This is a genomic window from Psychrobacillus sp. INOP01, assembly GCF_018140925.1.
Taxonomy (GTDB): Bacteria; Bacillota; Bacilli; order Bacillales_A; family Planococcaceae; genus Psychrobacillus.
Genome location: NZ_CP073315.1, coordinates 3507789 through 3524938, shown reverse-complemented (window position 1 = coordinate 3524938; position 17150 = coordinate 3507789). Strand labels below are relative to the sequence as shown.

Below are 17150 nucleotides of genomic sequence, written 5' to 3'. Positions count from 1 at the left end.
TTGTTCTAAGTCAGTTTGTCCGGGAAAGAAAAGATTATTCTAAAACGTACTATCCAATTTCACCCATTAGGCAATTGGTTCATTTAACAGCTCCTTTAAATCTAAAATGATTTTCTTTTCTAAACGAGATATATATGATTGCGAAATACCTAAATGATCGGCTACTTCTTTTTGGGTCATTTCTTCTTTACCGTTTAACCCAAACCGACATTGCATAATATACTTTTCTCTATTGCCCAGTAAGTTTATTGCTTCGAATACATGTTGGCGCTCTAGTTTTTTCTCCACATCTTCAATGATTAAGTCCTCACTAGTACCTAAAATATCTGATAGTAATAGTTCATTTCCATCAGAATCAGAATTTAAAGGTTCATCAAAAGAGACTTCTGACTTCATACGATTGGTCTTTCGTAAATGCATTAAAATTTCGTTCTCTATACATCTGGAAGCATAAGTTGCAAGCTTGATACCTTTTTCTAGATTAAACGTCTCTACAGCCTTTATCAGACCAATAGAACCTATACTTATAAGATCCTCTATATTCGTATTTGTCTGATCAAATCTTCTCGCAATATATACAACTAATCTTAAGTTTCGTTCGATTAATACATCTCTGGCATGTTCATCCCCATCCATAAACGCCAGTAGCATCTCACGCTCTTCTTCTCTCGATAATGGCTTAGGTAATGATTCATTGCCACCAATATAATGTACACTTTTTCTTCTAAAGGAAAGTACCCAATAGTAAATCTTACGCAACCATTTCATCAGCATTACCCTACACTCCTTTTCTTCAAATGAAAATATGATGAACTATGCAATATTCCATCTGCCTCATGTGGAAACTTTTCTTTTGCTTTCGTCATTACAATATATCCTTTAGGTAATGTCTGATCGCCAATTAGCCACTGATCATACTTAATACCAACAACCCATGTTTTATGCTTGTGAATCGTTGCAATTGGGATTAACCGTAATTTACTTGCATATTCTTTTGGAATCTTGTCCAATCCATCCCTCCCATTAAACTCCCAATCACTAATTGCTTTAAATAACGCCTGTGGCAAGACCTCTTGCAGCATTTCTGCTGCCACAAAGTGGACAGGATCATTGGATAACGGCTCTGTACATACATTTCCTGAGTCTATAAAAAGTGTTAGCTCCTTAGAAACACCAAATAACGTAATGTTAGATGAATATAAGAGCTCCCTTTCTCCGTGAGCTATATTCAAATGAAGGACATGTTTGGTCAAAAAATATAAACCACCAGTAGCAATCAAAGCAAAGTTGATAATCATAAACAAATTACTACTATTATCATACAAAGGAGCAATAGCTGTAAGTAAACCACCAGCAAAAACACTCGCAAGTAACGTTAGTATTATTGCCTTAACTATTTGTGAACGTTTTTTCCAAAAAGCGATAGCAATCATTACAAAAAAAGATAAAAATATTGTACTCATAGAATGAGAGAAAACAACTGTGATTACTCCAGCAGTTAAAGCAGATAGGAATAAATACCTTTTCTGATTTTCAATCCACCCTATTTTATTGGCAAATGCCAAAACGGTATAATTGAAAAAAGTATTGGTTACAATCATTACTTCCGCGTACATAATTTCCCTCCTTTTGACTAAAGCTTAGCATCTAAAGTGTAAGAAATTTGTCAAAAGAACGTTCGAAAACGTTCTTTTTTTACGACAAATAATAAATGAAATGAAGGATGGATTTTGAGATTTTCGAAATGGGGTTGCATTTCTTCCATGGATTACTTACTTTTGAGGTTTATTTACTCGCTCTTTATCAGTTTACTTGCCTTGATGGATGTTTTATCCGCGGTATCTATTGATTTACTTACTTTCAATTAACAAATACTTTTCAAAAGGAGATTTTCCCCAACCTTTAAATGAATAAAAAAACGCCCGGTACTTTTAGTTCATAACCTTTTCTAATGTTTTCGAAGTGCCTTAGACAGAGCAGTTGCTATATTATTACCGTGTAAATTTTTATAGATGCTAGTTGATAATCTTATGGCATTTGTCCCGCATTAACGGGCAGTAGATAACTGCCCCTAAAAGCCCGAATGGTTCAACTAACAATTAGTTGGGGTTACTACTTCTCTTCATTTCCACTTGTATAAAAGAAAATCTGCTTTCTTGCTCTATCATTGGATAATCACATTTCTAATTCAACAGCGATTACAATATGAATTTAGTCATACACATACCAGGATCACTTAGGGCAAGGTCTACAAAACTTTATACTTTCTTTTAAATACAAAAAAACAACCACCGAAGTGGTTGCTATTGTTTTTCTATTAGTTTCTACGTTGACGATTTCTTAAGAATGTTGGGATATCTAACGCATCCTCTTGTTGATTGTGAGTTACATGTCTATCTTGTTGAGGTGCTTGTTGTTGCACTTCTTCTTTACGTTGTTCTCTGATAGGTGCTGCAGTTGGTTGTGGTGCTCTGTTTCCACCGAATCCTGTGCTTCGTGGCTGTTTTTGTGTTAAAAGCTCTTCATTGAATCCAGTTGCAATTACTGTTACAACTATTTCATCTTTCAAGTTATCATTAATAACCGAACCAAAGATCATATTAACTTCTTCATCTGAGGCAGAGGCAACAATATCGGCTGCTTCTTGAACTTCAAACAGACTTAAGTTAGAACCACCAGTAATATTCATTAACACACCAGTCGCGCCATCGATTGATGTTTCAAGCAGTGGACTTGAAATAGCTTTTTTCGCAGCTTCCGCAGCACGATTTTCTCCTGCAGAAATACCAATACCCATAAGAGCTGCACCTTTATTGGACATAATTGTTTTTACATCTGCAAAGTCAAGATTGATAAGACCAGGTACTGCGATCAAATCAGAAATACCTTGAACCCCTTGACGTAAAACATTATCGGCTTCTCTAAATGCTTCTAGCATTGGTGTGTTCTTATCTACAATTTCTAACAAACGGTCATTTGGAATGACGATTAACGTATCTACTGACTCTTTCATCATACTAATTCCACCAACGGCTTGTGTAGAACGTTTACGACCTTCAAAAGTAAATGGACGTGTTACTACACCTACTGTTAATGCCCCTAAATCACGTGCTATTTGAGCAATGACTGGTGCTGCACCTGTTCCTGTACCGCCACCCATACCCGCGGTGACAAATACCATATCTGCTCCTCTAAGAGCTTCCTCGATCAATTCTTTACTTTCTTCTGCAGCTTTTTTTCCTACCTCAGGGTTTGCTCCTGCACCAAGACCGCGAGTTAGTTTTCCACCAATTTGTAGTTTTACTTCGGCTTTTGACATATTGAGAGCTTGTGCATCTGTATTAACAGCGATAAAATCTACACCTTGAACACCGTGTTCAATCATACGATTTACAGCGTTATTACCGCCACCACCTACTCCAATAACTTTAATGATCGCTAATTGATCTTCATTTGTTTCAAATTCTAACATGCTATTGCCTCCTATGCTCTCTCTGCTATGATAAAGGGTTTGTTATTCAAAAAACTTGTCAAAAAATCTCTTTGCTTTTGTCATTGCACTATCTTTGTGTTCATTTGTCGTTTGAGCAGATTGTTTTTGTTTTTTAGATACGGCAACTGCTTCATTTGGAACCGAATGCGCTAACGCATGGCTATTACCAATTTTACCATAGAAAAGATCTTCTTTATAGGCATATCTTATAAGACCAACAGCTGTCGTATATTGTGGCTCACGAACCCCAATATAATCTGGAGTATATAATCTTACTCTTGTTTGAAGAATATGTCTGGCCAGTTGCCCCAAGCCTTCTAGTTTAGAAACCCCACCAGTAATAACTACTCCTCCTGGTAAGTCCTGTAAACCAAGTCGATAGAATTCTTCCAGAACCAATTCAAATAGTTCTTCTAGTCGAACTCCAATGATTTCAGCAATATACCGTTGTGAGTATTGTTCTTTCATATCTGCCCCTATTACTGGTACTTCAAATAGTTCATCATCTGAAGCATCATCATAGAAGGCATGTCCATATTTTAGTTTAATCATTTCAGCTTGTTCTGTTGGTGTTTTCAATACAATCGATAAATCTTTTGTAATATGGTCCCCACCAACAGGAATAACAGAAGTATTGATTAAATGTCCTTCATTGAATATGGCAATCGTAGTAGAACCCCCGCCTATGTCAATATAAGCTGTGCCATGATTTTTTTCATCTTCAGTTAATGCAAAATGACCGCCAGCTAAAGGCTGTAAATAAATCTCTCTTATTTGGAGACCAGCTCTTTCCACACATCTTAACACGTTATGTAAAATTGTTTTGGATGTAGTCATCATAATACCGTCTAATTCTAAACGAGTGCCAATCATCCCTCGTGGATCTTTAATTTCCTCTAAGTGATCAACGATGAACTGTTTTGGTGCTATATTAATAAGCTCTCTCTCAGGAGGGATAGACATCACTTGAGCAGACTCAATCACACGTTCTAAGTCTCCATCTGTTATTTCTCTATCCTCACGATTAACAGCTACTACTCCTTTAACATTTTGTATATTTGCCATATTTGCTGGAATGCCTAATACGATTTCATTAATAGACATGCCGATCATTCTTTCGGCTTCACTAACGGCTTTTTTTATAGATTGTACAGTTGCGTCTATATCTACAATGGTGCCTTTTCTTATTCCATTTGATTTTACATTTCCTACACCTATTACATGCAGCGAGTCATCATTCATTTCGCCGATTAAGACTTTAATTGATGACGACCCAATATCTAGTGATACGTACAATTCTGATTGATTCAACCCGTGGCACCTCCTAAAAACTCTTTATTTATTATTCTAGTGTAAAAATAGTATAAAGTCTAAAATTTTCTAAAGAAATAGTCAATTTGTATATAAAACTTATTGATTTTTTCTCTCAGACCATTTCGTAAGCATAATTCGACGAATAACTGCTATATTTTGAAATAATCGTACCCCAAACGCAAAAATTGCAGCTAAGTATAAATCGATTCCTAAGTGCACCCCTAAAAACGCTAAAGCTGCAGCAAGGCCAATGTTGAAGAAAAACCCTGAAACAAACACTTTGTCATCATAGACATGTTGAAGATGAGCACGTATTCCTCCAAATAGAGTATCGAGAGCTGCTAATACTGCTATCGATAAATAGCTTTCGTATATTTCAGGAATCTGTATTTCAGTTAATAAACCAAGGGAAATCCCAAGTATCAGCCCTAATAATGGCAACCACATTTTATGACTCCCCTTCTCGTACTTCTTTTAAAAATTGGTTGTTTACAGTTTGGTCATAAGCTGAGATCGTGATAATGTGCTCGGGCTCACCAATCTTAAGTTTTAAATTGTCGATATAGAAGTCATCGCCAATAGTAGAAGCCTCTAACTGATTGTACATTTTTTGTGCATCTTCAAAAGTGGAGGTTCCGATTCTAATCGTAAATGGAGCATTTCTTACGGGTATATTATTCACTGTAGTTTTACCATTAACATCTCTTATTGGTGAAGAATATATAATACGTTTACCGTCCACTTCTATATCTTTTGCTTTAAAACGATTAATTTCATTGATTAGACGAATAAGTAAATCTGGTGAAATACCTTCTACAGGTTGTCCAAATGCAATGCTTTCTAATGATGGTTCCACTTTAATAGTGAGTCCTGGACCTGAATATTGAACTAGACCGATATCTTCTTTTAGTTGCTCCACTGTATCTTCTAAAGCAAACGCAGCACTTTCACTCGCCATGTTCTCATATTTAAGGATTGTCTGATCTAACACATAAACTTCCGATAGTAATTCGGAGTGGGTTTCAGTTTCTTTGGACAGTTCTTGACGGATAGCCCATATGTCACGCGTGTCTCTAGTTTCTGGATTTTGAACAGTGTTATATTGTACCGCTAACATAAAACCAATAATTAACAAAACTATGGTGAACCGAATATAGACGGTTTTTTTCATTATTCGGCCTCCTTTTATTCGTCAACTATAATCATCATCCCGCAGAGCAGGCATAGTTATTAAATCTTTTTCTCCGACAGTTACCACTATATTATCACTAGTAAGTTGGTCTACAACGCCTCCACCTAGATTTACGGAGGCAAGTAATACTTTTGGATCTCCTACTGCTTCAATTGTAAATGGAGCAGGAAAAGTTTTCCCATCCACCACAATTACAGGACCTGTACATCGTATATAGGAGTTTGCGTGAAGTCGCTGTCCATTAATGGATATAGCTTCAGCACCTGAGATTTTCAATTCATTGATCACTTTAAAAACATGACTCTCATGTACAATATAATCATTTGGGTTTTCTTGTGAAGGATTATAAGCACCGTCTTCCAATGAAACAATAATTCCTTTACCTTGTGATGGAATATCACCAATTAATAATCGAAGTAATTCTGCTTCTTCAACTAGCTCTTCCACACTTTCTTCGCTCTCTACAAAGGATTGTTCATAATCCCTAACTTTTTGCTGCTTTACGATAATTTCTTCTGTTAGCTCTTTATTTCGTTCTTTTTGTTCTACTAATTTTTCTCTATATTTTTCTTGCTCATGGAACCCCGAGACACCTGAAGCGTTTTCTTTTTTGTCATCTGAGGAAATGCTATACGAATATGCAAGTATAAATCCTAACACTAAACTCACCATCGATATAGTAATAAGCCCTCGCGATGGCACTTTAAGGAGTTTGGTCTTCCTCATTTTCCACAACCTCCTCCTCTACTGGTACATTGTACACATCTACATATGGTTGAAAAAATGTTCCTACTTCTAAATCTACAATCCCTTTCACTTCCGGGTTCAGTTGAGAAACAATAGAGGGATAATAATTCATTTTTTCTCCAAATGATGGGATGATTGCCTGAACTTCATTGCCATCATTCATATATACTTGAATGGAATAGGCATCATTTTCCGTTGGTGTATACTTTATCTGCGAAATACCCGTTAACACTTCACTGTCTAATAGTTTTAATTCTTTGATCATTCTTTGACGAATTTTCTCATTTTCAAATCCAGTAAATATGGGACCATCCTTAGGTATAACTTGTCCATCTGTTTTAATAATCTGTCCATTTTCTAAAATAATATGAAGAAAATCTCCATCCTCTAAGTATCCTATTTGTTTAAATTCATTTACCTGTATATGAACGGTTGTTAACCATTCACGTTGGACCCGCACTGATTCTACCCAAGCATTACTTGCCAATAAGTTTTCAATTTTACTTTCATTAAAACTCCACATCGATTGGCCGATAACTAATGTACTTTCTTCTATGTACAATTGTTCAGGAACAAGCTTTGCACCATCAAGGGATATCGTTTGAATTTGACTATAGGAAGATTGAAAATATAAAACAATCAATAGCGTAGTAACAAAGAGAAAAAGTAGAATGGAAAATTTTTTATTTGTTCTACGTCTTCTGCGCTCTTTTAGAGTAGGTATACGATCTTCAATATCGATGATTTTTTCCATTCTACCGCCTCCCTTCTTTATCAGTTTCTTTGGCTAAATTTAAAATAATTCCAATAATCCCCCATGTCATCACTAACGAAGATCCCCCATAACTGATGAATGGCAAAGTTACTCCTGTCACTGGCAAAAGGCCAGTAACTACTCCCATATTTAAAAATGTTTGTACCGCTAATAGGGAGGTAAATCCAATTATCATTAACTGACGTTCACGTGTTTTTGCACGTGCAGCCATCGTGAAACTGGTCGTAAAGAAGATCACAAATGCAAGTACGATTATGAAACCCCCGATGAAACCCGACTCTTCCAACAAGATGGAAAAGATGAAATCATTTTGAGGTTCCGGTAAATATAAAAACTTTTGACGGCTATTTCCATAACCAAACCCGAATAATCCAGCTGGCCCTATTGCAAGCAATGATTGTATAGCCTGAAACCCGGAGCCAAGAGGATCATTCCAGGGGTCTAAAAAGGCTTGTATTCGTACAAGTCTGTATGGCGCTGAAACGATTAATAACACAAAGGCAATAATTCCACTCATGCCAATCCAAAGGAAGAATTTAAACGGAAGACCTGCTGCAAACAATAAAAAGAATACAGCAACGACCAATACAAATGCTGATCCAAAATCTGGTTGAACCATTATAAAGCCAATTGGCAATAATAGGAGGCCTGCACTTTGAATATACGTTTTCATTCTAGATTTTTTTTCATCTGCTAGAGAGATAGCTAAAACTCCTAAAACAGCTATTTTAGCTAACTCAGCTGGCTGAAAATTCATAAACCCTAGTGGGATCCAGCTTTGAGATCCATTTCGAACTACTCCAATGCCTGGGATCAAAACGCCAATTAGCAAAAGTATGGCAACTACATATATACCTTTCCAAAATACATCCGACCGTATGAAACTCGATCTTTGAATAATGTAGGCCCCAATGATCCCTACAACTAAATACGCTGCTTGTTTTAGCGCAAAAGGCATTTGCCCTTTATAATGGACTTCACTCCAATAGGATCCCGCTGAATGAACAAATAAAATACCAATGATGGATAAAAACAGTACAGAAGATAGGAAAATAAATTTTCTTGTATCTTTCGTTTAGGTCATCCTTTCATTACTCTTCTAAAGAAATAACTCGGTCGATAAATTCTTCTCCACGTATCTCAAAGCTTTCGTATTGGTCCCAACTTGCACATGCAGGGGATAATAATACGATATCCCCTTCTGAAGATGCGTCTATTGCCATTTCAAATGCTTCACCTAATGTTTGGACACTAACTACTGAAGGTATTCCTTGCACTTCTCCAAATTTTTGCAGTCGATCTTTAGTTGCACCGTAGTGGACTAAAGCTTTCACTCGATTTAAGTATGGTATTAGTTCATCAAATGAATGGCCACGATCCACACCACCTGCTATTAATATAACTGGCTCCGTAAATCCCTCCAAAGCACTTTTAGTGGCAAGTGCATTGGTAGCTTTTGAATCATTGTAAAACTTACGCCCCTTCCATTCCCTGATGAACTGAGTACGATGCTTAACTCCGTGGAAAGTCGATAACACATTTGTAATAGCTTCTACTGAACAATTCATCGTTAATGCAGTAGCCGTAGCAGCTAATACATTTTCTAAATTATGTTTACCTCGTAGGGCAATGATCGATCGTTCAAATAATGGTTCCCCGTTCCAGTAAACGTATAGATCATCCGCACTAATACCTTCCTTTGTTTTACTGCTTACATAGAAAGGTATTTGGGATGCCATACTCTTTTGGGCATAGTCTTTAACAATTTGCTGTTCGCCATTAAAAACTAACCAATCGGTAGCATCTTGTTTTTGAGTAATTTTATATTTGGCATCTGTGTATTCTTGAAAATCCTTATGATAATCTAAATGCGCCTCATACAAGTTTAATAATACGGAAATTTTTGGTTTTAACTCCTCAGTACCCATGAGTTGGAACGAAGATAATTCGGTTACGATAATATTGTCAGCTGTCGCTTCTTTTGCAACACTAGTTGCCACCGTCCCAATATTCCCAGCTATTTTTGGCTCTTTATTTGCTGCGGCAAGCATCTCAAATATTAATGTAGTCGTTGTAGTCTTCCCGTTAGAGCCGGTAATTCCTATCATAGGGGCGTCACTAATGCGATATGCTAACTCTACTTCCGTCCATACAGGAATACCTCTTTTATTTGCCTCCGCAATGACTGGATTTGTATAAGGTATCCCAGGATTTTTGACGATCAGGCTAAACCCTTCGTCCAAAAGATCCTCCGGATGACTTCCACAAATAACAGTTAGCCCTTTGGATAACAAATACTGAGCATTTTCATTTTGCTCAAATGGCTTTGAATCATTTACAGTAACGAAAGCTCCTAAATCATGAAGAGTTTCTGCAGCTGCAGTACCACTTTTTGCTAATCCCAAAACGAGTATTTTTTTATGAAATACAATTGGTAATTTCTTCATCTCACAAAACCTCCAAGCAGACTACAATCATTGCAGCTATAAAACCTATTGCCCAAAATACGGTAACTATTTTACGCTCATTCCACCCTGATAATTCAAAATGATGGTGAATCGGGCTCATTTTGAATATACGTTTGCCGGTTGTTTTAAAACTAATTACCTGCAATATTACCGACAACGTTTCAATTACAAAAATAATCCCAACTAGGAGTAATAACAATTCATGTTTAACTAGGATGGATACCATGGCTAGTGCTCCACCTAACGCTAGAGAACCCGTATCTCCCATAAAGACTTTCGCTGGATTTTTGTTGAACAATAAAAAGCCTAAAAGCGCACCTGAAACACTGAATGTGAATATAGCTATATCTGTTTGTTCATAAGCAAGCGCTAGAACACCGAATGTCGCAAAGGCAACCGTTGCAGTTCCTGCTACTAAACCATCCAAGCCATCTGTTAAGTTGACCGCATTTGAAAATCCAACTAGCCAGAATATTAGGAACGCTATATACAATTGACCTAAAGGTAGTTCCATTTGTGTAAACGGTATTTCGATTGTTGTATCAAATGGACCTTGCTTTAGTAAGAAGTAAGCGATAACTGCAATAAGGATTTGACCAATTAGCTTCTGAATTGATGTTAAACCTAGATTTCTTTTCAATACAACTTTTATAAAATCGTCTAAAAACCCAATGACACCAAATCCTACCAAAATAACTAATAAAACAATTGACTGAGTCGTTAACTTATCAAAATAAAATGAAAGACCAAGTGTAGAAATAATAATGGAAGCTAAGAAGATTAGCCCTCCCATTGTAGGAGTACCCGCCTTTTTTTGATGCGACTGAGGGCCTTCTTCTCTTATACTTTGACCAAATTTCATTTTTCTTAAATATGGAATAACGATTGGAGCAAGAATAACAGAAAGTAAAAAACTAACAATAAGTGTAATAACCGTTGTAGATAATGTCATGAAAAAATCTCCTTAAATACGATCAACTATTAATGAATGTACTATTTTATTTATTTGTGTAAACATGTATCGTCCCATCTAATGGGATGAGCCCATTTTCTTTTGGTAATTGGGATATTATTTCGTCTCCATCACCATGCCAAACAATAGTGAACGGATACATATAGGACGTGATTTCTTTTCTTTTCGTTCCCACTAGATTTGGTGTACGAACTTGCTCCACATCTCCCCATCTATATTCTTTTTCCAGTTGGGTGCCACTACCTTTTGTCTTCAGGGAGTCTTCCAAAATTTGACCTACAATAGGTGCTGCAATGACTCCTCCAAATTGACTGCTATGTTTTGGGTTATCAATTGCCACGTATACAATAAGTTCTGGATTATCTGCAGGTGCAAAACCGATAAAGGAAACGATGTATTCACCTTCCATATACCTGCCGTCTTGAACTTTTTGCGCTGTACCTGTTTTTCCACCAATGCGAAGCTGGTCACGATACGCGTTTCTACCTGATCCTTCCGCGACCACGTGTTCCAAAGCATCTCGTACAATAGCCGAAGTTTCCTCACTAATAACTTGACGCTTCATCTCCGGCTCGCTACTTGTTAATATTTCGTTTGTTTCACCGTCGATTGTATTTTTCACAATATATGGCTTATAGAGATAACCACCATTAACTGCCGCAGCTACAGCTTGCACTTGTTGAATTGGAGTAACAGATATCCCTTGGCCGAAGGATGTTGTAGCATGTTCAACTGGTCCAAAGTTCTCTTTACTAAATAGAATACCCGTTGATTCACCAGCCATCCCTGATCCTGTTGATTCACCAAAGCCAAAGTTACGTATGTATTCTGACAGCTTCTCTGCACCAACTCTATTTCCTAATTCAATAAAACCAGGGTTACAAGAGTTTTCAACAACCTCTAAGAATGTTTGATCTCCATGCCCTTCACGTTTCCAGCAACGAAGCCTAGATCCTTCAACCATGGTATAACCAATATCATGAAAGTGATCCTCCTCTAAGTCTACTACATTCTCTTCTAATGCAGCACTTAATGTAATAATCTTAAAAGTTGAACCAGGTTCAAAGGTCATCCATACTGGTAAGTTTCGGTTATAAATAGTTGAATCCACCTCTTGGTATTTAGATGGGTCGAAGTTTGGAGCAGAAGCAAGTGCTAAAATTTCACCGTTTTTAGGGTTCATAACGATTGCAATCGCTTGGGTTGCCTCATACTTTTGCATAGCTTGAGTAAGCTCACGTTCAACCACATTTTGAATATCTAAATCTACTGTAAGTTGAACATGATTACCTTTTACGCCATTTTTCCAGCCATCGTCCACATGTGGAAGTGGTACTCCTTTTGCGTCAGTAAACATTCGAACAGCGGAAGATTCACCTTTTAAAATTGAATCATATTGATACTCGATTCCAGCAAGTCCTTGTGCATCATATCCTGTGAATCCTATTAATCTAGATAACATATTACCATAAGGATAGTCTCTTATATAATCGACTCCTGCATACAATCCTTTAATATTCTTATCTTGTATGTCCATTGCTAGTTCACTAGAAATATTTTTTCCTTTTGGTGCAATTTTTACCAAGTAACTTCTTTTGTTTATTTGCTCTAAAAGTTCACCTTTGTCCATACCAATTAATGATCCAATTTCATCTGCTACCTTTTCAGGATCATCATTTTGAGATGGCATATAAAATAAGGTAGGTGCAAGCTTATTTCCAACAATTACTTCTCCATTACGATCCAAGATGTTTCCACGAAGCGAGGCGTAGGGTAGTTCTCTATCCCAGCTTTCTTTCGCTTTCGTCGTAAGCTCATCAAATTGAAAAAATTGAAGTTGAACTAATTTAAAAAGTACCAACAAGAATAAAAAAATAATCATAATCCAAATCATTCGTAGACGCATAATTTGTTTTATTTTAGAAATTGCCAAATCCCCTTTAGTCCGTTTTAGATAACTTATGAGAAAATGACCCTAACTATTCTCTCCCTCTTTTAATCCTGAGGAAGATCTGTTATTATTTCTTCTCTATTTGTCTCCATATTCGTTACTTCCTCTGGAGTTGCAAATTGGACGACGATTGGAGTATCAGCAGTTACAATCGATCCTCCAGTCAGACTCTGTTCTGTTACAAATCCTTCTCCAACAATATCAATCTGTAAATTGGATAATGATTTATAGATCATGACATTTCTTTTTGACCATCCCTTAAAGTTAGGCAATTGAATATCTCCCTGTCCCTTTATAAAGACTGTGCCATTTGAAATAGTTGATGTATTAGCCTCTGGATACTGCTCTACTACCTTGTCGCCCTGACCAATAACTACAGTTTTCAACCCAAGTGCTTCCAGTTTGCTTTGACTTTCTATCATATTTTCTCCAATTACATTTGGTATTTCAATTGGATTCGCAAGTTCCAAATTCTCAGGTTCGATGTTTAAATATTTCAAACTTCTTTCCGTCACTGTATTGAAGATTTCTGATGTCGCATCGGAGCCTGATTCTGTTAACTCCAAATTAGGTCGATGAACCATGATATACACGATTAACTGCGGATCCTCAACTGGAGCCATCCCTAAGAAAGAATATAGAAAATCATTTCTTCCCCAGTAGTAACCACCACCTGGTTTTGCTATTTGGGCAGTACCTGTTTTACCAGCTGATGTATATCCATTTAACTTAAATTTCTTGGCAGTACCTTTTTCTGATGTTACGGTGCTCGCCAGTATTTCTTTTACCTGTTGTGCAGTTGCTGCAGAAATAGGAGATTCTTTCTCAGTCGGTTTATGATTCTGTACTACTTCATTTGTATTTGGATTGACAATTTTATCAATAATATAGGGTTGCATCATCTTGCCTTCATTTGCTATAGCAGTCATAGCTTGCACCATTTGTATAGGTGTCACAGTTGTCCCCTGACCATATGTTGTAGTAATACGTTCAACTGGACCAGAATCTGCTATAATTCCAGTTGCTTCATGTGGAAGGTCGATGCCAGTCTTTTGTCCAAATCCAAAGAGTTTAATGTACTCATTGAATGTTTTCTCTCCAATTTGGTTGAGTAAGTAAGCCATAGATACATTTGAAGAACGTTGAAATCCTTCTAAATACGATATATTTCCCCATCCTACTACGTTATGATCACGAATTGTTGTATCATATACAGTATAGGACCCAGATTTAAAGGTAGCATTAGGTGCCCATACTCCCTCTTCAATAGCAGAGGCTAGTGTGAATATCTTAAAGGTAGATCCTGGCTCAATCGTCTGCTCTGTTACTTCATTTAACCAGTTGGTTGATAATCCTTCTCTAGTATTCGGTTCAAAGGTAGGACGCTGGGACATAGCTAATATTTCCCCTGTTTTCGGATCTGCTACAATAGCCGTCATCCGCTCTGGTTCATATTTTTCTTGTGCATTATTCATCGCATCTTCTAGAAAGTTTTGAATGGTTTTATCTAGCGTTAGGTGGATATCCAAGCCATCCTGTGCCTCCGTCACCATCTTTTCAGCATTCGGAAGTAAAAAACCTTTTGTATCACTCTTGAATTCTACTTTCCCTGGCGTACCTGTCAGCTCTTCATCATAAATATATTCAAGCCCCATTTTTCCTACTGATTCAGCTGTCCCATCTTCCTTCTCTTCTTTTAGAGCAAAACCTATTAAATGAGAAGCAAACTGGCCATTTGGGTATAATCTTTTCAAATCCTCTATAAAAATAATTCCAGGCAGTTTGTTACTTTTAATCTCTTCCATTAGCTGGTTACTAATATCCCTACCAGCTTTTCCAAATTCCACTTGGTACTTCTCAGCTTTTATATTCTTATCTAGTAAATCTGTAATCTCTTGTTCTGTCATATCTATATAATTCGATAGAACTTCAGCAGTCTTTGCTGTATCACTAACATGTCTTTGTATACTACTATTGTTAGTGGCACTGGGGCTAATCACAGCAATCATTTTGTAGCTAAGTGTATCCTGTGCAATAATTTCACCATTACGATCAATTATTTCACCTCTACTCGCTTGAAGAGTTTGTTCTCTACTATATTTGTTCTCTGCTTTTGTTGATAATTCCTGTCCTTCTGCTGTGCCTGTATACTGTATAAATACAAAACGACTAAGTAATAAAAAAAAGAGCCCTCCATATAGTAAAAACATTAGAAAGGCTCCCCATTGAAAACGAAATTTCTTATTCATTGTCCTGGCACTACCTTTACATTTTGCTCATTCAGTTTCAAACCGAGCTCTTCCGCCTTTTTCCAAATGCGATCATAGGTAGATAATTCATTTACTTGTATAGACAAGTCAGTATTCTTTTTCACTGTAGAGTCAATTTCCTTTTCTAGCAGAGAAATATCGGTAGTTGTAGCCCGTACAGCAGTTTGAGTTTGAATAATCATTAAAGACAGAACGGTAACTACAGCTAACAATCCAACAAATAGGATTTTTTCTCCTCGGGAAATCAGTTTATTACGTTGTTTTGCCGGCTTCTTTACATGTGGTTGTTCAGGGTAAGAAGTCCGCGTTATGTATGAATGTGACTGTTGTTTACGTATAGCCATTTAGACACTCCCCTTTTCGATTAATTTTTCCACAATGCGTAACTTAGCTGAACGTGAACGATTATTTACCGCCAATTCTTCCTCCGACGGGACAATCGGTTTTCTTGTAACCAGTTTTAACATTGGCTCCATGCCTACAGGAATCATTGGTAAATTTGGTGGTAAATCAGGTATAGAGGATGCTTCTTTAAAAATTGTTTTAGTTAGTCTATCTTCTAAAGAATGGAAGGTAATAACGCTTACTCTTCCTCCTACTTTTATAAGCTTAATTGCATCTTCTAGGGAGTCTTCTGCTGCACCTAATTCGTCATTTACAGCAATTCGGATTGCCTGGAAAATACGTTTTGCAGGATGTCCACCTGTTCTTCTAGCAGCGGCAGGAATACCTTCTTTTATTAGTTCTACAAGTTGGAAAGTCGTAGCAATTGGCTCTATTTCCCTAGCTTTTTCAATTTTACGTGCTATTTGTTTAGAAAACTTCTCTTCTCCGTAACGGAAAAATATCTTAAGTAGTTTTTCATATGACCATTCATTGACCACATGGTAAGCAGTTAACTCACTTGTTTGGTCCATCCGCATATCTAACGGAGCATCATAATTGTAGCTAAATCCACGTTCTGGTGTATCTAATTGTGGAGATGATACACCTAAGTCATACAAAATACCATCAACTTTTTCGATACCAATTTGGTAAAGTTCATCTTTTAAATAACGAAAGTTAGCATGTACAAATGTGACTTTATCTAAAAATGGTGCTAGTTTTATCTTGGCATTTTCAATAGCCGTCATATCTTGATCGAAGCAAATAAGTCTACCTTTTTCATTCAATTGTTGTACTAAATATTCACTGTGGCCTGCTCCGCCTAGAGTGCAATCTACATAGACCCCATCAGGACGAATAGCTAGTCCATCTACTGTTTCTTTTAATAATACGGTTGTGTGATGAAACAAGCTGTTTCCTCCTCTTAATCAAATTCTCCTTGGCGTATGTTTGTTCAGATTTATATTGGTCTTGCTCGATGTAATCTGTAACAACAGCCAAAGGCTTTAACTAAATTCAACGGGGGCAATGCCCGGCTGAGTTTAGTTATATGTCAAAGCCAATCATATTTTCTGCAATATCATTAAAAGAATCCTCAGATTCCACAAAATAATTTTCCCAAGCATCTTTAGCCCAAATTTCAAGACGATTTGATACTCCAAGTACGATACATTCCTTGTCCATTTTTGCATAGCTACGGAGATTATTTGGGATGTTGATACGACCTTGTTTGTCTATTTCTACTTCAGTTGCACCGGAGAAGAAAAAACGAGTAAATGCACGAGCGTCTTTCTTCGTAACGGGGAGTTCTTTTAGTTTTTCTTCGAGTTTTCGCCATTCATTCATAGGATAACCAAATAAGCAATTATCAAGACCACGTGTTAGGACAAAATTGTCTTCTAAGTGCTCTCGGAATTTAGAAGGAATTATTAACCGTCCCTTCGCATCAACGTTATGTTGATATTCGCCCATGAACATGCTACTCACCCCACTTTATGTCAATAACATACCACATCGCCCCACTTTCCTCCACCGTTTTTTTAAAAACAGGACAATATTTCTTTAAAATGTGTAAATAGTAC

At 36.9% G+C, this 17150-nt stretch carries 16 protein-coding genes; all 16 read right to left on the bottom strand.

The annotated features are described in order from the left end of the window. Window positions 1–66 precede the first annotated feature (66 nt). Window positions 67–774: an RNA polymerase sporulation sigma factor SigE gene (sigE, locus tag KD050_RS17205; protein WP_211893551.1), complete on the bottom strand. Its 708-nt coding sequence runs from the start codon at window positions 772–774 to the stop codon at window positions 67–69. Beyond that, the gene (locus KD050_RS17200; RefSeq protein WP_211893550.1) at window positions 774–1616 is read right to left on the bottom strand and encodes a sigma-E processing peptidase SpoIIGA; all 843 of its coding nucleotides are present in this window, start codon (window positions 1614–1616) and stop codon (window positions 774–776) included. The genes sigE and KD050_RS17200 overlap by 1 nt, the downstream gene beginning before the upstream one ends. 701 nt (window positions 1617–2317) lie before the next feature. Beyond that, a complete protein-coding gene (gene ftsZ, locus KD050_RS17195; protein WP_211893549.1) occupies window positions 2318–3472 on the bottom strand; it encodes a cell division protein FtsZ in 1155 nt (384 codons plus the stop codon). Window positions 3473–3514: 42 nt separating this feature from the next. Continuing rightward, window positions 3515–4804, bottom strand: a complete 1290-nt coding sequence (gene ftsA / locus KD050_RS17190) for a cell division protein FtsA (RefSeq protein ID WP_211893548.1) — start codon at window positions 4802–4804, stop codon at window positions 3515–3517. 99 nt (window positions 4805–4903) lie between these two features. Next, window positions 4904–5254 carry a small basic family protein gene (locus KD050_RS17185; RefSeq protein WP_211893547.1) on the bottom strand — a complete coding sequence of 117 codons (351 nt, stop codon included), beginning with the start codon at window positions 5252–5254 and terminating at the stop codon, window positions 4904–4906. Between the two features lies 1 nt (window position 5255). Beyond that, entirely contained in the window at window positions 5256–5978 is a 723-nt protein-coding gene (locus KD050_RS17180; RefSeq protein WP_211893546.1) for a DUF881 domain-containing protein, read from the bottom strand. Window positions 5979–5999: 21 nt separating this feature from the next. Next, window positions 6000–6725 carry a DUF881 domain-containing protein gene (locus KD050_RS17175; protein WP_211893545.1) on the bottom strand — a complete coding sequence of 242 codons (726 nt, stop codon included), beginning with the start codon at window positions 6723–6725 and terminating at the stop codon, window positions 6000–6002. Continuing rightward, the gene (locus tag KD050_RS17170; RefSeq protein ID WP_211893544.1) at window positions 6703–7500 is read right to left on the bottom strand and encodes a cell division protein FtsQ/DivIB; all 798 of its coding nucleotides are present in this window, start codon (window positions 7498–7500) and stop codon (window positions 6703–6705) included. The genes KD050_RS17175 and KD050_RS17170 overlap by 23 nt, the downstream gene beginning before the upstream one ends. A gap of 1 nt (window position 7501) precedes the next feature. After that, the gene (locus tag KD050_RS17165; RefSeq protein ID WP_370627238.1) at window positions 7502–8557 is read right to left on the bottom strand and encodes an FtsW/RodA/SpoVE family cell cycle protein; all 1056 of its coding nucleotides are present in this window, start codon (window positions 8555–8557) and stop codon (window positions 7502–7504) included. 55 nt (window positions 8558–8612) lie between these two features. Further along, on the bottom strand, window positions 8613–9968 hold the full coding sequence (gene murD / locus KD050_RS17160; protein WP_211893543.1) for a UDP-N-acetylmuramoyl-L-alanine--D-glutamate ligase: 1356 nt from the start codon (window positions 9966–9968) through the stop codon (window positions 8613–8615). Window position 9969: 1 nt separating this feature from the next. Beyond that, window positions 9970–10941 carry a phospho-N-acetylmuramoyl-pentapeptide-transferase gene (mraY, locus tag KD050_RS17155; protein WP_211893542.1) on the bottom strand — a complete coding sequence of 324 codons (972 nt, stop codon included), beginning with the start codon at window positions 10939–10941 and terminating at the stop codon, window positions 9970–9972. A 46-nt stretch (window positions 10942–10987) separates the two neighbouring features. Then, window positions 10988–12868 (bottom strand): penicillin-binding transpeptidase domain-containing protein, encoded by a 1881-nt coding sequence (locus tag KD050_RS17150; RefSeq protein ID WP_211896338.1) that lies wholly within the window; start codon window positions 12866–12868, stop codon window positions 10988–10990. 89 nt (window positions 12869–12957) lie between these two features. Continuing rightward, window positions 12958–15123: a penicillin-binding protein gene (locus tag KD050_RS17145; protein WP_211893541.1), complete on the bottom strand. Its 2166-nt coding sequence runs from the start codon at window positions 15121–15123 to the stop codon at window positions 12958–12960. Window positions 15124–15158: 35 nt separating this feature from the next. Continuing rightward, entirely contained in the window at window positions 15159–15527 is a 369-nt protein-coding gene (gene ftsL, locus KD050_RS17140) for a cell division protein FtsL (RefSeq protein WP_211893540.1), read from the bottom strand. After that, on the bottom strand, window positions 15528–16478 hold the full coding sequence (gene rsmH, locus KD050_RS17135; RefSeq protein ID WP_211893539.1) for a 16S rRNA (cytosine(1402)-N(4))-methyltransferase RsmH: 951 nt from the start codon (window positions 16476–16478) through the stop codon (window positions 15528–15530). Window positions 16479–16614: 136 nt separating this feature from the next. Continuing rightward, entirely contained in the window at window positions 16615–17046 is a 432-nt protein-coding gene (mraZ, locus tag KD050_RS17130) for a division/cell wall cluster transcriptional repressor MraZ (protein WP_211893538.1), read from the bottom strand. Window positions 17047–17150 lie beyond the last annotated feature (104 nt).

Excerpts from the sequence above, each read along its gene's own strand:
- KD050_RS17145 (WP_211893541.1), bottom strand. The coding sequence starts at position 15,123 with ATGTTTTTACTATATGGAGGGCTCTTTTTTTTATTACTTAGTCGTTTT.
- KD050_RS17180 (WP_211893546.1), bottom strand. The coding sequence starts at position 5,978 with ATGAAAAAAACCGTCTATATTCGGTTCACCATAGTTTTGTTAATTATT.
- murD (WP_211893543.1), bottom strand. The coding sequence starts at position 9,968 with ATGAAGAAATTACCAATTGTATTTCATAAAAAAATACTCGTTTTGGGA.
- mraZ (WP_211893538.1), bottom strand. The coding sequence starts at position 17,046 with ATGTTCATGGGCGAATATCAACATAACGTTGATGCGAAGGGACGGTTA.
- KD050_RS17170 (WP_211893544.1), bottom strand. The coding sequence starts at position 7,500 with ATGGAAAAAATCATCGATATTGAAGATCGTATACCTACTCTAAAAGAG.
- KD050_RS17150 (WP_211896338.1), bottom strand. The coding sequence starts at position 12,868 with ATGCGTCTACGAATGATTTGGATTATGATTATTTTTTTATTCTTGTTG.
- sigE (WP_211893551.1), bottom strand. The coding sequence starts at position 774 with ATGCTGATGAAATGGTTGCGTAAGATTTACTATTGGGTACTTTCCTTT.
- KD050_RS17175 (WP_211893545.1), bottom strand. The coding sequence starts at position 6,725 with ATGAGGAAGACCAAACTCCTTAAAGTGCCATCGCGAGGGCTTATTACT.
- KD050_RS17200 (WP_211893550.1), bottom strand. The coding sequence starts at position 1,616 with ATGTACGCGGAAGTAATGATTGTAACCAATACTTTTTTCAATTATACC.
- KD050_RS17185 (WP_211893547.1), bottom strand. The coding sequence starts at position 5,254 with ATGTGGTTGCCATTATTAGGGCTGATACTTGGGATTTCCCTTGGTTTA.
- ftsZ (WP_211893549.1), bottom strand. The coding sequence starts at position 3,472 with ATGTTAGAATTTGAAACAAATGAAGATCAATTAGCGATCATTAAAGTT.
- mraY (WP_211893542.1), bottom strand. The coding sequence starts at position 10,941 with ATGACATTATCTACAACGGTTATTACACTTATTGTTAGTTTTTTACTT.
- ftsL (WP_211893540.1), bottom strand. The coding sequence starts at position 15,527 with ATGGCTATACGTAAACAACAGTCACATTCATACATAACGCGGACTTCT.